This is a genomic window from Streptomyces sp. NPDC101776, assembly GCF_044766845.1.
Classification (GTDB): Bacteria; Actinomycetota; Actinomycetes; order Streptomycetales; family Streptomycetaceae; genus Streptomyces.
Window position 1 is genome coordinate 176,266 of the sequence record NZ_JBIWMV010000009.1, and the last position, 16,631, is coordinate 192,896.

Sequence of the window (16,631 nt, forward strand, 5' to 3'; positions counted from 1 at the left end):
CCCGGGCCGCTGCCCGTGGCGGGGGTGCCCGCGCCCCGCGGCGCGCCCCCCCCCCCCGTTTTTCAGCAGCGGGCGGGGGGGGGGCCGGGGGGGCCCCCCCCCGCCCCCCCCCCCGTCCGTCGTCCGTCGTCCGACTCGAACCCTCGTGACACGACCGCGGTCGTCCGTCCCCCGGTTCGGACTGCCATGACGTGACCGAGGCCGTCGACCGTCCGGCTCGGACCTGTGTGAGGCGACCGCGGCCTTTGGTCGTGCGGCTCGGACTCCCGCGACGTAACTGCCGCCGTCGGTCTTCCGGTTCGGGCCTTCGTGGCGCGACTGCCGCCGTCGGCGGTCCGGTTCAGGCCTCCGGGACGCAACGCCCGCCGTCGGCCGTGCCGTTCAGACTCCGGCCGGAACCTGCGGACGCAGCAGCACCGGCAGTCGGGTCGTGCGCGGCTTGGCCGGGATCTCGGCGACGGCCCGGGGCAGCGCCTGGTCCACGCCGTGCACCACGGACAGGTGCCGGTCCGCCCGGCTGAACGCCGTGTACACCCAGGGCCGGCTGAGTGCCTGCGCCGCGTCCCCGGGGAGCACCACGACCACGGCCTGCCATCGCACCCCCACCGCCTGGTGAGCGGTCAGCGCCCACCCGTGCCGCACGGACTGCTCCACCCGCTCCTTCGGTACGACGACCAGGCCGTCGGGGCAGTCGAGATGCAGCCCCTTGGCGTCGGCCATCAGCACCTTGCCGGAGACCGTACGTCCCGGGGCGGGGGAGTACGCGATCCGGTCGCCGGGGTCGAAGCCGCCGAAGCGGCCGGGGCCGGGGTTGAGCCGCTCCTTCAACGCCACGTTCAGGGCACGGGTGCCCGCCGCGCCGCCATGGCCCGGAGTGATCACCACCGTCTGCTCGGCCGGGACCCCGATCACCCGCGGCACCGAGTCGGCGACGAGCTGCACGGTCCGGTGCACGGCCTCACCGGCGTCCCGTACCGGCACGATCACGACCTCCTTGCCGGGGGCCTCCACCTGGTTGAGCTCGCCGATGCCGATGCCCGAGACGAGCTCGCCCACGGGGCCGAGATCCGGTCGCCGCGAGACGACCTGGGGGCAGGCCTTCGACGCGAGCAGATCGGCGAAGACCCGGCCCGGACCCGCCGACCACAACACCGCCGGATCCCCGGTCAGCACCAGCCGCGCCCCGTCCGGCAGCGACTCGGTGAGCAACGCCGCGGTCTCGACGTCCAGTTGGGGCGCGTCGAGCACGATGAGGAGATCCAGGTCGAGGGCGCCGTCGGTGTCCCGCCCGGGCCCTTCGGTACCGGACAGCAACCCGGCGACGGTGGCGGCGCGGGGGCCGCCGTCCGAGGCCGGGCCCTCCGACTCCGAGGCCGCGCCTTCGGACTCCAAGGCCGCGCCGTCCGACTCCGCGGACCGGGTCAGCAGTGCGGCGAACCGGTCCCGGCCGACCGGACCGTGCGCTGCGGCCCAGGCGCGCAGCCCGAAGGCCGCCGCGGCGCCGAGAAGTGCCGCCGGTTCCTCCAGGGACGTCTCCCCGCCGGTGTGCAGCACCAGACCGTGTCCGGCGACCGCGCGGATCAGCTCGCCGGTGGATCCCCTGACGGCACCTGCCCGCTCCCACTCCGCCGCCGAACCGTCCTCCTTCGGCACCGAGTTGATCAGCTTGGCGAGTCCGTCGGCGAGGCTCTCCTCGGCGAGCGCGTACCGCTCCAGGCCGATCAGCACCCGGACGGGACGCTCCTCGACCACTGGCTCCTCCGAGTACTCCGAATCCTCATCGGAGTCGGACACGTCGTCCGTCCGCTGCACCGGGACCGCAGGCTCGTCCAACGGGTCCTGGAACAGCAGCACTTCGCCCTCCACGATGGCGCTCTGCGTCGCCGCGTCCGGGTCGGGCACCCCTTGCTTGGCCAGTGCGGCCGTCAACGACGACGCCTCCAGGGCCGTATGCCCGGCCAGCGCCGCCTGCTCCAGGAGCCAGCCGACGACGGCACGACCCCGCCGCTCGTCGTCCGGCGCGCACTCGGCGCCGAGCAGCGCCCGCGCGAACCCGTCGGCCTGCTCGGGCCGTACATTCGGGACGCGCAGCAACTGCCAAGGATCCTCGCGGAGTTTATCGTCACCGCCCTCGCCGAGCGCCGCCGCGACCTGTGCCGCGAGCGTCTCGGGCGCGCCGCCCTCGGCCAGCACGCGCCGTACGGACTCGACGGTCTCGGTCGCGGGGACGCCGGGCTCGGCCGCCACGGGCTGGGGGCGCGGCGCGGCGTCGGGGGCGGCGGACCGGCGCGGGGCGGCAGGCTCCGGCTTGGCGAAGGGGGTGGTCACGGGCTTCTCGCCGCTCTCCACGGCCCGTACCGCCGCGAGCAGATCGGCGGCCTTCCCACTGAGCTTGGTCCCGGCCACGATGGGCCCGGTCTTCTCCGCCTTCCGCCGCTCGATCCGCTCCCGCTCCAGCCGCTGCGCCAGCAACTCGGCGGCGGCCTCGGACAGTTCGGCGGCGGCTACCTCGGCCGTGGCTTCCCCGGTGCCCTCGGCGCTCTCCTCGGCCGGCCCCTTGCCACTTTCCGCGGTGTCCGCGGTGCCGTCCGTGACAGTGCCTTCGGTGCCTTCGGCGCCTGCCGCAGTCGTGCCCTCGGCATCCACGTCCGTACCGTCGGCGGCCGAACTCCCCCCGGCCGACGCCCCGTCCGTGCCCCCGACCCCCTCGCCGGCCTCCGCGCCCGTGTCCTCGGCGTCGTCCGACACGGCGCCCCGCGTCGCCTCCGTGTCCTCGGACGGTGAGGTCTCCGTGGTCTCCGGGTCCGTGCTCACAGCGTGCTCCAGTCGTGATCGGGATAGCGGTGCAGAGGCGCCGACACATCGTCGAGCGCTCGGCAGATCTCGTCAGGAAGACTAAGCGCCTCCACTGACAATGCGGCCGTGAGCTGCTGCGCGTTGCGCGCGCCGACGATCGGGGCGGCCACCCCGGGCCGGTCGCGGACCCAGGCGAGGGCGATCTGGAGGGGCGTCACGGCGAGCCCGTCCGCGGCCGTCGTCACCGCGTCCACGATCCGTGTCGCCGTGTCGTCGAGGTACGGCGCGACGAACGGGGCCATGTGCTCCGAGGCGCCGCGCGAGTCCGCCGGGGTCGCGTGCCGGTACTTGCCGGTGAGGACCCCGCGCCCGAGCGGCGAGGAGGGCAGCAGCCCGATGCCCAGGTCGAGCGCGGCCGGCAGCACCTCGCGCTCCACACCGCGCTGCAACAGCGAGTACTCGAGCTGTGTGCTCGCCAGCCGGGTCCGCGTGCCCGGCGCCGCGAGCTGCCACGTCGCGGCCTTGGCGAGCTGCCAGCCGCAGTAGTTGGAGACGCCCGCGTAACGCGCCCGCCCGCTGCTGACCGCGAGGTCCAGGGCCTGGAGGGTCTCCTCCAGCGGGGTGAACGGGTCGAAGGCGTGGATGTGCCACACGTCCACGTAGTCCGTGCCGAGGCGGGCCAGCGAGGCGTCCAGCGCGGCGAGCAGATGGCCGCGCGAGCCGTCGAAACGGCGGTCGGGGTCGGGCACGCTCCCCGCCTTCGTCGAGATGACCAGGTCCCGGCGCGGCACGAGCCCTTCTATGAGCTGTCCGAGCAGATACTCGGCCTCCCCGTCGCCGTACACGTCCGCCGTGTCGACGAGGGTGCCGCCGGCCTCCCAGAACGCCTTCAAGAGGTCCGCGGCGTCATGCTCGTCGGTGCCGCGCCCCCATGTGAGGGTGCCGAGTCCGATCCGGGACACACGAAGGCCGGTACGGCCGAGATGCCTCTGCTCCATGAACGCCGAGATTACTGGCCTGAACCTGCCCTGTGGTTGCCTGTGGATAACCGATTTCCACGATGATCCACAGTCCCTCGCACGGCACGCTCCGTGACCACTCACCGGCACCCGTCCTGTCCGCCCGGACCACCTCGCGCTAGGGTCGGCACAACAGCGACGTTACTGATGGGTAAGGGGTCTGCCATGCAGCTCGGGATCAACCTCGGCTACTGGGGTGCCGGAATGGACGGCGACAATCTGGCCGTGGCCCAGGAGGCCGACCGGCTCGGCTACTCGGTGTGCTGGGCCGCCGAGGCCTACGGCTCCGACGCGGCCACGGTGCTCACCTGGGTCGCCGCGCAGACCGAACGCATCGACGTCGGCTCGGCCATCTTCCAGATCCCGGCCCGTCAGCCCGCCATGACCGCGATGACCGCCGCGACCCTCGACTCGCTCTCCGGGGGCCGCTTCCGCCTCGGTATCGGCGTCTCGGGCCCGCAGGTCTCCGAGGGCTGGTACGGCGTCAAGTTCGACAAGCCGCTGGCACGCACGCGTGAGTACGTCGAGATCGTACGGAAGGCGATGACGCGCGAGCGGCTGTCGTACGACGGCGAGCACTGGACGCTGCCGCTGCCCGGCGGCCCGGGCAAGCCCCTCAAGCTGACCGTCCACCCGGAGCGCGAGCACATCCCGCTGTACATCGCGGCGATCGGCCCGAAGAACCTGGAGCAGACCGGCGAGATCGCCGACGGCGCACTGCTGATCTTCCCGTCCGCCGAGCACCTGGAGGACACCGCCGTACGGCATCTGCGGGCCGGACGCGAGAAGGCGGGCAAGACCCTCGAAGGCTTCGACATCGTCCCGACGGTCCCGCTCGCCCTCGGCGAGGACAAGGACGTCGAGAAGCTCGCCGACACCTTCCGCCCGTACACCGCGCTCTACGTCGGCGGCATGGGCAGCCGGCAGCAGAACTTCTACAACAAGCAGGCCCGGCGCATGGGCTTCGAGGAGGCGGCCACCGAGATCCAGGACAAGTACCTGGCCGGTGACAAGGACGGCGCCGCTGCCGCCATCCCGCACGACCTGATCGACAAGACGACGCTCCTGGGCTCCGTGAACCGCATCGCGGACCGGATGAAGGAGTACGCGGCGGCCGGTGTCACCACCCTGACGCTCGCCCCGGCGGGCTGGACCCTGGAGGAGCGCCTCGCCGCCCTCCGCGCCGGAACCGAAGCACTGGAGCGCGCGGGTCTCGCGTAACGGGGCTCTGTCGTACGGAAGTTTTCTACGGCCGTGGTGGGGGCTCGGGGGGTCTTCCCCGCCACGGCCGTCACGGGGAACAACGCGCGGCAGCCCGTGCGGTTACGCCCCCGTAGGGACATCCGCGGTCCTCCTTTTGGCGGAGTTGTCCGACACAGCTGTTGCAGCACATCTGGCGCCGCATTTGACTCGTTCTTTGCGGAATGCGGCTAAATCCTGCATGGAGGTGCCTTCAGATGCTCTCGGCCAAGAGTCTGTTCCAGGAGATCCTCGACAACGACGAGTCGTTCCGGCTGTTCTGCTCCATCGCGGCCAGCGGCGAAACGCAGGGCGGCTGGGAGAACGGGCGCATCGCCGCCCTCGTCCCGCCGACCGAACGCGACCTCGCCCCCAAGATCAGCAGGCACGGCGCCGACGAGGACAAGCACGGGCGCATCTTCCACGCCCTCATGAAGAAGCGCGGCCTCCAACCCGTCCCGGTACCGGCCGACACCGACTACACGATGCTCCTGGAGCGGCGCGGCATCGGTCTCGCGCACGAGAAACTCAAGGGCGAGCAGCCGCTCACCGTCCAGGACGTCGTCACCTACCTGGCGCACAGCCGGGTCACCGAACAGCGTGCCTCCGAGGAGATGGACCTGCTGCGCAGGAACTTCGCCGACCACCCCGACCTCGGCCGCGCGGTACGGATGATCTCGAACGACGAGGACAACCATCTCGCGTACTGCCACGAGGAGTTGCTGCGCTTCGCGGCCGCCGGACACGGCCGCGCGATCCAGCGCACGCTCCGCGAGTGCGCGCTCGCCGAGATCCGTGTCTACCGGGACGTCAGCCTCGCGGTGATGGCCCACATGGGGCGCGTCCTCGGCTGGCCGCGCGCCAAGTCGGCGGCCCTGGCGGCGGGCATCCACGCCGTGTACGCCTACGAACGGCTCGGCGGCTGGCGGCGGATGGTGTCCCTGAGGATGCCGGAACGCCGCGACGCCCTCGGCGGACCGGCCACGGCGGCGCCCGACTTCGCGTGAGCCCGGGCGGAGGCCGCTACAGCCAGCCGCGTCGCCTGAACGTCCGGTACAGCAGCACCTCCAGGGCGGCCATCAGCAGGATCACCGCCGGGTACCCCCACAGCCAGTGGAGCTCCGGCATGTGGTCGAAGTTCATGCCGTAGATCCCCGCGATCATCGTGGGGACCGCGGCCATGGCGGCCCACCCGGAGATCTTCCGCATGTCGTCGTTCTGCCGGACGCTGGTCTGCGCGAGATGCGCCGCCAGGACGTCCGAGACCAGCCGGTCCAGGCCCTCCACGGACTCGTTGACCTTCATCAGGTGGTCGTTCACGTCCCGGAAGAACGGCCGCGCCTTGTCGTGCACGAACCGCACCCGGTCACCGGCGAACCCGACACCCGCGAGCCGGGTCAGCGGCTGCGCGAGCGGTCCCGTGGCCCGGCGGAACTCCAGGATCTGCCGCTTGAAGGCGTAGATCCGCGACGCAGTGCTGCGCGAACCGCCGCCGGTCGGCGAGAACACCGCCGCCTCCAGCTCCTCCAGGTCGGTCTGCAACTCGCCCGCCACGTCCACGTAGTGGTCGACCACGGCGTCCGCGATCGAGTACAGCACCGCCGTGGGCCCGTGCCGCAGCATCTCCGGCTCCTCCTCAAGACGGTGCCGTACGGCCGCCAGAGGGGCCTCCTCGCCGTGCCGGACGGTGACCACGAAGGAGTCGCCCACGAAGACCATGACCTCACCGGAGGTGACGACGTCGCTGTCCGCCTCGTAGCCCACCGGCTTGAGGACCATGAACAGGGAGTCGTCGTAGACCTCCAGCTTGGGCCGCTGATGCGCGGTCAGGGCGTCCTCGACGGCCAGCGGGTGCAGCGCGAACTCCTGGGTGACCTTGTCGAACTCGCTCTCAGTGGGCTCGTAGAGGCCGATCCAGACGAACGCGTCACCCACCCGACGACAGTGGTCCAGGCCGTCGGAGAAGTCGCCGGGTCCCTCCGTCCGGCGCCCGTCGCGGTAGATGGCGTAGTCGACGATCACGGTGCGTATTCTCCCGCCGTCCGGCCGAAACCGCACCCTGGCGTACGCCTACCCTTGGCGGCATGCCCACGTTGATCCTTGTCCGGCACGGACGTTCGACCGCCAACACCGGGGGAGTGCTCGCCGGCTGGACGCCCGGTGTCGCCCTCGACGAGCGCGGCAACGCCCAGGCCGCCGCGCTCCCCGGACGGCTCGCCGCGCTGCCGATCGCCGAGGTCGTCGCCAGCCCGCTGCAACGCTGCCAGGAGACCCTCCAGCCCCTCCTGGACGCCCGTCCCGACCTGCGGCTGCACACCGAGGAGCGGATCGGGGAGTGCCACTACGGCGACTGGTCCGGCCGCAAGCTCGCCGAGCTGTCGGGCGAGCCCCTGATGGAGGTCGTCCAGGCGCACCCCTCGGCCGCCGCGTTCCCCGGCGGCGAGTCGATGCGCGCGATGCAGACCCGCGCCGCCGAGGCCGTACGCGAGTGGAACGCGCGCGTGGAGCGCGATCACGGCGCCGACGCCGTCTACCTCATGTGCTCGCACGGCGACATCATCAAGTCCCTTGTCGCGGACGCACTCGGACTTCATCTCGACCTCTTCCAGCGGATCTCCGTAGAACCGTGTTCCATCACAGCGATCCGTTACACCCGTCTCAGGCCCTTTCTCGTACGGCTCGGGGACACCGGTGATCTCGCCCCCCTGGCGCCGCGCGAGGAGCCCCCGGGCGACGACGCCACGGTCGGGGGCGGCGCGGGCGCACCGTGATCGTCGGCCGCAGTAGGGTGAAGCGGCAGCAGTAGCGCCGCACTTGTCAGCAGTCGATCCCAATGGAGACAGGACGTGTCCCGTCAGGTGTTCCTCTACGATCCGCCGGACCGCTTCGTAGCCGGTACGGTCGGTCTGCCCGGGCGCCGTACGTTCTTCCTCCAGGCCGCCGCCGGCCCTCGGGTGACCAGCGTGGCCCTGGAGAAGACGCAGGTGGCCGCGCTCGCCGAGCGCATGGACGAGCTTCTGGACGAGGTCGTACGGCGCAGTGGCGGCAGCGCGGCCGTCCCGGCCGTCACCCCCACCGAGATCTCCGACACCCGCCCCCTGGAGTCCCCCGTCGAGGAGGAGTTCCGCGTCGGCACCATGGCGCTCGCCTGGGACGGTGAGGAGCAGCGCATGATCGTCGAGGCGCAGGCCCTCGTCGAGCTCGACGCCGACACCGACGAGGACCTCGCCGAGGCCGAGGAGCGACTCCTCCAGGACGAGGAGAACGGACCCCCGATGCTGCGGGTCCGCCTCACCGGCGCCCAGGCCCGCGCCTTCGCCAAGCGGGCCCTGGACGTCGTCAACGCCGGCCGGCCGCCCTGCCCGCTGTGCAGCCTCCCGCTCGACCCGGAAGGACACGTATGTCCGCGCCAGAACGGATACCGCCGCGGAGCGTGACCACGGCCGAGCTGCTCGCCAAGGGTGAGCTGAAGGTGCGCGGACAGATCCGCGAGGCCTCGAACGCGGTGCTCCTGTGCTCCGTGACGTACGAGGGCCGCGAGGCGTCCTGCGTGTACAAACCCGTCGCCGGTGAGCGGCCCCTGTGGGACTTCCCGGACGGCACCCTCGCCCAGCGCGAGGTCGCCGCCTACGAGGTCTCCGAGGCGACCGGTTGGGGCCTTGTGCCGACCACCGTGCTGCGCGACGGGCCGTACGGCGAGGGCATGTGCCAGCTGTGGATCGAGGCGTCGACCGACGGCGGCGGGTCCGAACTGCTCGCCCTGGTCGACGCGGAGGAGCCCGAAGAGGGCTGGAAGGCCATCGGGTTCGCCGAGGTCGGTGAGGGGAAGCCCGCCCTCCTGGTGCACGCCGACGACGAGCGGCTGCGCCGGCTCGCCGTCCTCGACGCCGTGATCAACAACGCCGACCGCAAGGGCGGCCACCTGCTGCCCGCCGACGAGGGCCGCCTCTACGGCATCGACCACGGAGTCACCTTCAACGCCGAGAACAAGCTGCGCACCCTCCTGTGGGGCTGGGCGGGCGAGCAGCTCACTCCGGAGGCGGTCGACGTCCTCCAGGGGCTCAGAGAGGCGCTCAGGGACGGTGGCGGGCTCGCCGCGAAGCTCGCCGAGCTGATCACCGCCGTCGAACTCGACGCCACACGCGCACGTGTCGACGCGATGCTCGCGGCCGGCCGGCATCCCGAGCCGAGCGGGGAGTGGCCGGCGATTCCGTGGCCGCCCGTGTAGCAGCACGGCGAGCGGAATCGCGCAAGAGGGCCTTACCGGTCATCCGGGCCGCTCCGGTTCGTATGCGAAACATCCGTCCGGTTACGCTCATGACATGTATGCCTGGCCCGCTTCTGAGGTCCCCGCCCTGCCCGGCAAGGGCCGCGACCTCCGGATCCACGACACCGCGACCGGCGGTCTGGTCACCCCTGACACCGGTCCCGTAGCCCGTATCTACGTCTGTGGCATCACGCCGTACGACGCCACCCACATGGGACACGCGGCGACCTACAACGCGTTCGACCTTGTGCAGCGCGTGTGGCTCGACACCAAGCGGCAGGTTCACTACGTCCAGAACGTGACCGACGTCGACGACCCGCTGCTGGAGCGCGCCGAGCGCGACGGCATCGACTGGGTTGCCCTCGCCGAGAAGGAGACCGCGCTCTTCCGCGAGGACATGACCGCGCTGCGCATGCTGCCCCCGAAGCAGTACATCGGCGCGGTCGAGGCGATACCCGGCATCGTGCCGCTCGTCGAGCGTCTCAGGGACGCCGGTGCCGCTTACGAACTCGAGGGTGACACCTACTTCTCCGTCGGCTCCGACCCCCACTTCGGCAGGGTCTCGGGCCTCGACGCCGCCGCGATGCGGCTGCTGTCCGCCGAGCGCGGCGGCGACCCGGACCGCCCGGGCAAGAAGAACCCGCTCGACCCGATGCTGTGGCTCGCCGCCCGCGAAGGCGAACCGAGCTGGGACGGCGGCTCACTCGGCCGCGGCCGGCCCGGCTGGCACATCGAGTGCGTGGCCATCGCCCTGGACCACCTCGGCATGGGCTTCGACGTGCAGGGCGGCGGCTCCGACCTCGCCTTCCCGCACCACGAGATGGGCGCCTCGCACGCCCAGGTGCTGACCGGCGAGTTCCCCATGGCCAAGGCGTACGTCCACGCCGGCATGGTCGGCCTCGACGGCGAGAAGATGTCGAAGTCCCGGGGCAACCTCGTCTTCGTCTCCGCGCTGCGCCGCGAGGGCGTCGACCCGGCCGCCATCCGGCTCGCCCTGCACTCCCACCACTACCGCTCCGACTGGGAGTGGACCGACCAGGTGCTCGCGGACGCGGTCGCCCGGCTCGCCCGCTGGCGTGCCGCCGTCTCCCGGCCCGACGGACCGTCCGCCGAGCCGCTCGTCGAGGAGATCCGCGAGGCTCTCGCCAACGACCTGGACGCCCCGGCCGCACTCGCCGCCGTGGACCGCTGGGCGGCCCTCCAGGAGACGGACGGCGGCACCGACGAAGGCGCCCCCGGCGTCGTGTCCCGTGCCGTCGACGCCCTGCTGGGCGTGGCCCTGTAGCCGTCGCCGTACACAAAGAAGGCGGTGCGCGTCACGCGCACCGCCTTCCTTCACAGCCCGGGACTCAGTCCTCGGCGGAGTCCTCGTCGTCGTTCTCGGGCCCGGCCTCGGGCTCCGTGTCCGGCTTCGTGGGTCTCGTCGGCTTCGTACGGCCGGGGTTGTCCCGCAGATACGACGCGCTGTCGCTGCCGTCCGCCGTGGCATGCCCACCGGGCGGCGGACTGCCACCGCCGTCCCTGCGCCGCAGATAGCGCTCGAATTCGCGGGCGATCGCCTCGCCCGACGCCTCCGGCAGCTCCGCGGTGTCGCGGGCCTCCTCCAGCGTCTGCACGTACTCGGCCACCTCGCTGTCCTCGGCGGCCAGTTGATCCACACCGACCTGCCAGGCGCGCGCGTCCTCGGGCAGCTCGCCCAGCGGGATGCGGACGTCGATCAGGTCCTCCAGGCGGTTCAGCAGCGCCAGCGTGGCCTTCGGGTTGGGCGGCTGCGACACGTAGTGCGGCACCGCCGCCCACAGTGACACGGCCGGTACGCCCGCGTGCGTGCACGCCTCCTGAAGGATGCCGACGATCCCGGTGGGACCCTCGTACTTGGTCTCCTCCAGGTCCATCCGCTGCGCCAGATCCGCGTCGGACGTGGTCCCGCTGATCGGCACCGGACGTGTGTGCGGGGTGTCACCGAGCAGCGCGCCCAGGATCACCACCAGCTCCACGCCCAGCTCGTGCGCGAAGCCCAGCAGCTCGTTGCAGAACGAGCGCCAGCGCATCGACGGTTCGATACCTCGGACAAGTACGAGATCACGCGGTTTCTCGCCACCGACCCGGACCACCGAGAGGCGCGTCGTCGGCCAAGTGATCTTTCGCACACCGGAATCCATCCACACCGTGGGCCGGTTGACCTGGAAGTCGTAGTAGTCCTCGGCGTCCAGGGCCGCGAACACCTCGCCCTTCCACTCCCTGTCCAGGTGCGCGACCGCGGTGGAGGCGGCGTCGCCGGCGTCGTTCCAGCCCTCGAACGCGGCCACCATCACTGGGTCGATCAGCTCGGGAACCCCCTCCAGCTCGATCACCCAGCGCCTCCTTCCGATCTGCCCTCGCGTACGCCCCAACCTTACGGCGTCCGACGGAGGCGCCCGCAGCCCCCTTGCACGGGGGAGTGACCCCATGCCTGCCCCGTCCGGGACGGTCGAACACACAAGATCGCCACCCGGTGCCGACAGGGACCGGCCGGTCACTCCTCCGATGCATCAACCGGCCGCCCGCCAGAGAGCCCACTCGATCACAGGGTCGAGCGCAGCCACTGCTCCACGCTCGCGATGTGCACCGTCGCCCACGACCGCGCCGCCTCCGCGTCCCGGTCGCGCAGCGCGCCCAGGATCGCCCGGTGCTCGTGCAGGGTCCGGCTCACCGCGTCCTCCTGGGTCAGCCCGCGCCAGATCCGGGCCCGTGTGGTGGGTCCGGACAGACCGTCGAGCAGCGAGCAGAGCACGGAGTTGCCGGAACTCTGCACGATGCCCCGGTGGAACTCCAGGTCGCAGGCGACCAGTTCCTCCACCGAGGGCGCCCCGCCCAGCGCGTCCAACTGGGCGCTGAGCGCGTCCAGTTGCTGTTCGCTGATCCGCAGGGCCGCCATCCCCGTGGCCGCGGGCTCCAGAATCCGCCGTACGGCCAGGAATTCGAGGACCGTGTCGTCCCGGTGGAAGTCGACGACGAAACTCAGCGCCTCCAGCAGGAGTTGGGGATCCAGACTCGTGACGTACGTGCCGTCGCCCTGCCGCACGTCCAGGATGCGGATCAGCGAGAGGGCGCGCACGGCCTCCCGGAGGGAGTTGCGGGACAGGCCCAGTTCGGCGGCGAGTTCGCTCTCCTTGGGCAGCCGGTCCCCGGGACGCAGCGCGCCGGAGACGATCATTCCCTTGATTTTCTCGATCGCCTCATCGGTGACTGCCATGGCCGGCCTCCCTGTTGCTCAGACATCCGATGTATCAGGCATATTATGGGGGTTCAGTGGGCTGAACGGGAGGGAAATCCACAGCTCAGGCAAGTGATTCGAGCTCCGCGAGCACGGCTTCCTCGTCCAGCGTGCCCAGTGTCCGGTTCCGCATCAGCACCCGGCCGTCCACGACCGTGTCCCGTACGTCCGCCGAGTGCGCCGCGTACGCGAGCGTCGACCACGGGTCGTGCAGCGGCCGCAGATGCGGTGCCCCCAGGTCGAGCACGATGAGATCGGCCCGCTTCCCGGTCTCGAGCGACCCCAGATGATCACCCAGGCCGAGTGCCCGCGCGCCCTCGATCGTCGCCATCCGTACGGCCTGTTCGGCACCGACCGCCGTCGGGTCGCCACCCGCCTTGTGCACGAGCGCGGCCTGTCGTACGGCGCCCAGCACGTCCAGCGTGTTGGAGCTGACGGCCCCGTCCGTGCCCAGGCCGACGGTGACGCCCGCGCTGAGCAGCCGGGGCACCGGCGCGATACCGCAGCCCAACTTCAGGTTGGACACCGGACAGTGGGCCACCGACGTGCCCGTGCGGGCCAGCGCCGCGATCTCCAGGCCGGTCAGGTCCACGGCGTGCGCGAGCAGCAGATCGGGACCGAGCAGCCCCAGCGAGTCGAGCAACTCCACAGGCCGCTTGCCGTACTTGACCTCGACGGTGGCGACCTCGGTCGGGTTCTCCGCCGCGTGGATGTGCAGCAGCGCACCGAACTCCCGTGCCAGGGCGGCGATGTCGACGAGCTGGTCGGGGGCGAGGGTGTACGTCGAGTGCGCGAACAGGATCGGGCGCAGGCCCGGCCGTGCCTCGCTCCGCGCCGCCAAGTCCCGCCGCGCCCAGTCCAGTCGGTCCTCGTACGCGATGCCGTCCGGCGGCTCCGGTACGTCCATGAACGTCGGCCCGGTGTGCAGCCGCCAGCCCGCCTCACGGGCCGCCTGCTCGGCCGCCTCGTGGAACCAGTACATGTCGAGCGCCGAGGTCACCCCGGCCCGCACGCTCTCCGCGATCGCGAGCCGCACCGCCGCCGCCACGTTCTTCGGCGCCAGCAGCTCGGCCTCCCACTTCAACACCCGCTCCAGGAAGCCCTGGAGAGTGACGTCGTCGGCGCGGCCACGCAGCAGCGTCATCGCGAGATGTGTATGCGTGTTGATGAGCCCGGGCAGGACGAGACAACCCGACGCGTCAATGGACTCCCTTGCCGTGAACCGAGTTGTCAGCTCTTCGGCCGGTCCTACGGCGACGATCTCGCCCTCGTGGACGGCAACCGCCCCGTCCCGTACGACAGTTCCGGCCTCGTCGACGGTGAGGACGTCCCCGCCGTGCACCAAAAGATCGATGCTGGTGGTGCTCACGCGGTCAACTCCTCGGCCTCGGCGAGCAGTCGGAGCGCCTCCAGGGAAACGACCGCGCCGCGCTCGACACCGGCCGCGACGACCTCCCGGTGCGGGTCGTACCCACCGGTGGCGTCCTCGTCGACGAGTTCATCGGCGTTGGCACCGTCGATCACCAGCACCCCGCCCGCGACAAGCCCCCGCAGCGAGGCCGTCACCAGCAGCGCCGACAGCTCCATCTCGATCGCCGCGAGCCCGGCACCGTCGTAGGAGAAGAGCGGGATGAGGCCGGGCTGGAAGGCCGCCCGGGTCCACACGATCCCCCGGTGGTGCGGGGCGCCGGTCTCGCGGGCGGCGCGCTGGAGGGCGAGGACCGCCTCGGGGGCGGCGACCGCCGGGTACTCCGGCGGGAGCAACTGCTGGGTGACACCGTCGTCGCGTACGGCCGCCTCCGCGATCACGAGGTCGCCGTCGCCGACGCCGGGCTTCATCGCACCCGCCGTGCCGAAGCGCAGGAAGGTGCGGACCCCCGCGTCCGCCAGCTCCTGGAACAGCAGGATCGCGCCGGGACCGCCCACCCCGTGCGAGGCGACGACGACCGGCAGGCCCTTCCAACTCCCGCTGAACACACGGTATTCGCGGTGGTACGACACCTCCTCGGCGCCGTCGAGCAGCGCGGCGACGGCGGCCGCACGGGCCGGGTCGCCGACGACGACCGCGCGCGCGGGAAGTCCGGTGCGCGGTACGCGGGTGATGGGCAGCAGGTCCTGCGTCATGTGGTGGCTCCGGAAGGGGAGTTGACGGTACGGCGACGGCGGCGGGCCGTCGAGAGGAAGAGGGCGACGAGCGTCACGACGTACGGCGCGGCGTCGGTGGCCTGTTGGGGCAGGCCGACGCCCTGGAGGCGGAAGCCGGCGGCCTCGGCGAGACCGAAGAGCAGCGCCGCGAGCAGCACACCGACGGGTGCCGCGCGGCCGAGCATGACCGCGACGACCGCGATCCAGCCCCGGCCCGCCGTCATGTTCTCGGAGAACAACGTGACGTTCCCGAGCGCGAGTTGGGCCCCCGCGAGCCCGCACAGGACACCGGAGATCAGCACCGCCGCGTACTTGTACTTCGCCGGACTCACCCCGAGCGTGGCCGCCGCGTCCGGTGCCTCACCGACACCGCGCAGCCTCAGCCCCCACACATGGCGGGACAGCATCACGGAGGCCACCGCGACCGCGACGAACGCCAGATACGCGAGCGGGGTGAAGCCGCCGATCAACGGCAGTCCGGCGAGTGACGGATCGTCGAAAGTGCCCTGCACACCGAAGACCGTACGCAGGAGGAAGCTGGTCAGGCCAACCGCCAGGAGATTCATGGCGATTCCGAGAACTACCGCGTCCCCGCGCAGAGTCACCGCACCCACGGCCAGGATCAGCGAGTACGCGGCTGCCGCGAGGGCGGCGGCGAGGACGCCGAGCCAGGCGCTGCCCGTGAACCAGCTCGTGGCCACCGACGTGAAGCAGCCCATCAGCATCATGCCTTCGAGGCCGATGTTGAAGACCCCGGCGCGCTCGCACAGGGCGCCGCCGAGTGCGGCCAGCAGGATCGGGGTCAGCGCGCGCAGCGCCGACATCAGCAGATCGGAGTCGAAGAACATCACGCGGCCCCGCTTTCCTGAGTACGCCTGGTGAACCACTTCGTCGGGAAGCGGAGTCGGGCCGCGAGGAACACGATCACGATGGCCTGGAGCACCTGGGTCAGCTCGCGCGGCACCTCGGTCGTCCGCTCCATCGCCAGGCCGCCGACGGCGAGCACGGCGAAGAAGAAGGAAGCGATGACTGTGCCGAGCGGCGCCGCTGCTGCCAACAGCGCCGCCGTAAGTCCCGTCCAGGTGTAGCCGGGTGCGGTGAGCGAGCCGTCCACGAAGCGGTACGGGAAGCTCAACACCCCTATGGCGCCCACGAGTCCGGCCAGCGCGCCGGACACGGACATCAACTTGAGGGTCAGGCCCCGGCGTTCGACACCCGCGTAGGCGGCGAAACGGGAGTTGAGGCCCGTCATGCGGATCTCGTAGCCGAACGCCGTGCGCTTGTCGGTGAACCAGTACCCGGCCGCCGCGAGGACGATGAGGAGCAGGCCCACCGTGACCGTCGAGTCGCCGAACGCGGGCAGTGCCACGCCGTCCGGCATCGCGCGGGTCTGGGGGAGGCTGGAGCCGGGTTCCTTGAGCGGATAGCGCGCCAGGTAGGAGGCCAGCGAGACCGCCGGATAGCTCAGCAGCAGGCTGCTGACCAGGAGCGGGACGCCGAGACTGTTCTCGCACAGGGCGGCCAGGGCGGCGTACGCGGCGCCCGCCGCCATGCCCGCGAGCAGCGCCAGGACGACGGTCAGGGGCGCCGGCAGCGGGGAGTAGAGGCCGGTCACGGCCGCCGTGATGCCGCCGAGGACCATCTGTCCGTCGCCGCCGAGGTTGATCAGCCCGGCCCGCAGCGGGATCGCGAGCGCGAGTGCCATGCCGAGCACGCTGGTGCCGGTGCTCAGCGTGGAGCCGATGCCGTCGGCGCCGAGCGAGCCGGTGAGGACCGCGCTGTAGGCGCTGAGCGGGTCCGCGCCGGTGCCGAGCAGGAACAGGGCGCCGATGACCAGGCCCGCGAGCACGGAGAAGGTGACGGGGGAGCGCAACACCCCTGATATGCGCGGTATTCGAGTGTGTGCCAT

15 protein-coding genes are annotated in these 16,631 nt (G+C 71.6%); 6 read left to right on the forward strand and 9 right to left on the reverse strand.

What is annotated here, in order from left to right:
• Positions 1-381: 381 nt before the first annotated feature.
• Both ACIRRY_RS27205 and ACIRRY_RS27210 read right to left on the reverse strand, forming a co-directional pair.
• Entirely contained in the window at positions 382-2,814 is a 2,433-nt protein-coding gene (locus ACIRRY_RS27205; protein WP_403977290.1) for a helix-hairpin-helix domain-containing protein, read from the reverse strand.
• On the reverse strand, positions 2,811-3,794 hold the full coding sequence (locus ACIRRY_RS27210; protein ID WP_403977292.1) for an aldo/keto reductase: 984 nt from the start codon (positions 3,792-3,794) through the stop codon (positions 2,811-2,813). Before ACIRRY_RS27210 ends, ACIRRY_RS27205 begins: the two co-directional genes overlap by 4 nt.
• A 186-nt stretch (positions 3,795-3,980) precedes the next feature.
• Between ACIRRY_RS27210 and ACIRRY_RS27215 the strand changes: the two genes are divergently transcribed.
• Positions 3,981-5,036: an LLM class F420-dependent oxidoreductase gene (locus tag ACIRRY_RS27215; RefSeq protein WP_403977294.1), complete on the forward strand. Its 1,056-nt coding sequence runs from the start codon at positions 3,981-3,983 to the stop codon at positions 5,034-5,036.
• 236 nt (positions 5,037-5,272) lie between these two features.
• Positions 5,273-6,061, forward strand: coding sequence for a ferritin-like domain-containing protein (locus ACIRRY_RS27220; RefSeq protein WP_403977296.1), 789 nt, complete (start codon positions 5,273-5,275; stop codon positions 6,059-6,061).
• 16 nt (positions 6,062-6,077) lie between these two features.
• On the opposite strand, the gene corA is transcribed toward ACIRRY_RS27220, so the two are convergent.
• On the reverse strand, positions 6,078-7,076 hold the full coding sequence (corA, locus tag ACIRRY_RS27225; protein WP_403977298.1) for a magnesium/cobalt transporter CorA: 999 nt from the start codon (positions 7,074-7,076) through the stop codon (positions 6,078-6,080).
• Between the two features lie 62 nt (positions 7,077-7,138).
• Between corA and ACIRRY_RS27230 the strand changes: the two genes are divergently transcribed.
• The 4 genes from ACIRRY_RS27230 (at position 7,139) to mshC (ending at position 10,606) form a co-directional block, all read left to right on the forward strand.
• Positions 7,139-7,825, forward strand: coding sequence for a histidine phosphatase family protein (locus tag ACIRRY_RS27230; protein WP_403977300.1), 687 nt, complete (start codon positions 7,139-7,141; stop codon positions 7,823-7,825).
• A 75-nt stretch (positions 7,826-7,900) separates the two neighbouring features.
• Positions 7,901-8,491: a DUF3090 domain-containing protein gene (locus ACIRRY_RS27235; protein WP_403977302.1), complete on the forward strand. Its 591-nt coding sequence runs from the start codon at positions 7,901-7,903 to the stop codon at positions 8,489-8,491.
• The gene (locus ACIRRY_RS27240) at positions 8,455-9,282 is read left to right on the forward strand and encodes an SCO1664 family protein (protein ID WP_403977304.1); all 828 of its coding nucleotides are present in this window, start codon (positions 8,455-8,457) and stop codon (positions 9,280-9,282) included. Before ACIRRY_RS27235 ends, ACIRRY_RS27240 begins: the two co-directional genes overlap by 37 nt.
• 94 nt (positions 9,283-9,376) lie before the next feature.
• Positions 9,377-10,606 (forward strand): cysteine--1-D-myo-inosityl 2-amino-2-deoxy-alpha-D-glucopyranoside ligase, encoded by a 1,230-nt coding sequence (gene mshC / locus ACIRRY_RS27245; RefSeq protein WP_403977306.1) that lies wholly within the window; start codon positions 9,377-9,379, stop codon positions 10,604-10,606.
• A 64-nt stretch (positions 10,607-10,670) separates the two neighbouring features.
• On the opposite strand, the gene ACIRRY_RS27250 is transcribed toward mshC, so the two are convergent.
• The 6 genes from ACIRRY_RS27250 to ACIRRY_RS27275 all read right to left on the reverse strand — a co-directional run bounded on the left by ACIRRY_RS27250 (position 10,671) and on the right by ACIRRY_RS27275 (position 16,631).
• Entirely contained in the window at positions 10,671-11,675 is a 1,005-nt protein-coding gene (locus ACIRRY_RS27250) for a PAC2 family protein (RefSeq protein WP_403977308.1), read from the reverse strand.
• Positions 11,676-11,884: 209 nt separating this feature from the next.
• The gene (locus ACIRRY_RS27255; RefSeq protein ID WP_033283704.1) at positions 11,885-12,556 is read right to left on the reverse strand and encodes a FadR/GntR family transcriptional regulator; all 672 of its coding nucleotides are present in this window, start codon (positions 12,554-12,556) and stop codon (positions 11,885-11,887) included.
• Between the two features lie 85 nt (positions 12,557-12,641).
• Positions 12,642-13,946 (reverse strand): amidohydrolase, encoded by a 1,305-nt coding sequence (locus ACIRRY_RS27260; protein WP_403977310.1) that lies wholly within the window; start codon positions 13,944-13,946, stop codon positions 12,642-12,644.
• The gene (locus tag ACIRRY_RS27265) at positions 13,943-14,701 is read right to left on the reverse strand and encodes a nucleoside phosphorylase (RefSeq protein ID WP_403977312.1); all 759 of its coding nucleotides are present in this window, start codon (positions 14,699-14,701) and stop codon (positions 13,943-13,945) included. The genes ACIRRY_RS27260 and ACIRRY_RS27265 overlap by 4 nt, the downstream gene beginning before the upstream one ends.
• Complete coding sequence (locus ACIRRY_RS27270) at positions 14,698-15,570, reverse strand: ABC transporter permease (protein ID WP_403977314.1); 873 nt, start codon at positions 15,568-15,570, stop codon at positions 14,698-14,700. Before ACIRRY_RS27270 ends, ACIRRY_RS27265 begins: the two co-directional genes overlap by 4 nt.
• Positions 15,570-16,631 (reverse strand): ABC transporter permease, encoded by a 1,062-nt coding sequence (locus tag ACIRRY_RS27275; protein WP_403977316.1) that lies wholly within the window; start codon positions 16,629-16,631, stop codon positions 15,570-15,572. The genes ACIRRY_RS27270 and ACIRRY_RS27275 overlap by 1 nt, the downstream gene beginning before the upstream one ends.

What these genes read in the sequence shown, in the direction of transcription:
- ACIRRY_RS27210 (WP_403977292.1), bottom strand. Translation starts at nt 3,794, where the DNA reads ATGGAGCAGAGGCATCTCGGCCGTACCGGCCTTCGTGTGTCCCGGATC.
- ACIRRY_RS27215 (WP_403977294.1), top strand. Translation starts at nt 3,981, where the DNA reads ATGCAGCTCGGGATCAACCTCGGCTACTGGGGTGCCGGAATGGACGGC.
- ACIRRY_RS27220 (WP_403977296.1), top strand. Translation starts at nt 5,273, where the DNA reads ATGCTCTCGGCCAAGAGTCTGTTCCAGGAGATCCTCGACAACGACGAG.
- ACIRRY_RS27230 (WP_403977300.1), top strand. Translation starts at nt 7,139, where the DNA reads ATGCCCACGTTGATCCTTGTCCGGCACGGACGTTCGACCGCCAACACC.
- ACIRRY_RS27240 (WP_403977304.1), top strand. Translation starts at nt 8,455, where the DNA reads ATGTCCGCGCCAGAACGGATACCGCCGCGGAGCGTGACCACGGCCGAG.
- mshC (WP_403977306.1), top strand. Translation starts at nt 9,377, where the DNA reads ATGTATGCCTGGCCCGCTTCTGAGGTCCCCGCCCTGCCCGGCAAGGGC.
- ACIRRY_RS27255 (WP_033283704.1), bottom strand. Translation starts at nt 12,556, where the DNA reads ATGGCAGTCACCGATGAGGCGATCGAGAAAATCAAGGGAATGATCGTC.
- ACIRRY_RS27265 (WP_403977312.1), bottom strand. Translation starts at nt 14,701, where the DNA reads ATGACGCAGGACCTGCTGCCCATCACCCGCGTACCGCGCACCGGACTT.
- ACIRRY_RS27270 (WP_403977314.1), bottom strand. Translation starts at nt 15,570, where the DNA reads ATGTTCTTCGACTCCGATCTGCTGATGTCGGCGCTGCGCGCGCTGACC.
- ACIRRY_RS27275 (WP_403977316.1), bottom strand. Translation starts at nt 16,631, where the DNA reads ATGGCACACACTCGAATACCGCGCATATCAGGGGTGTTGCGCTCCCCC.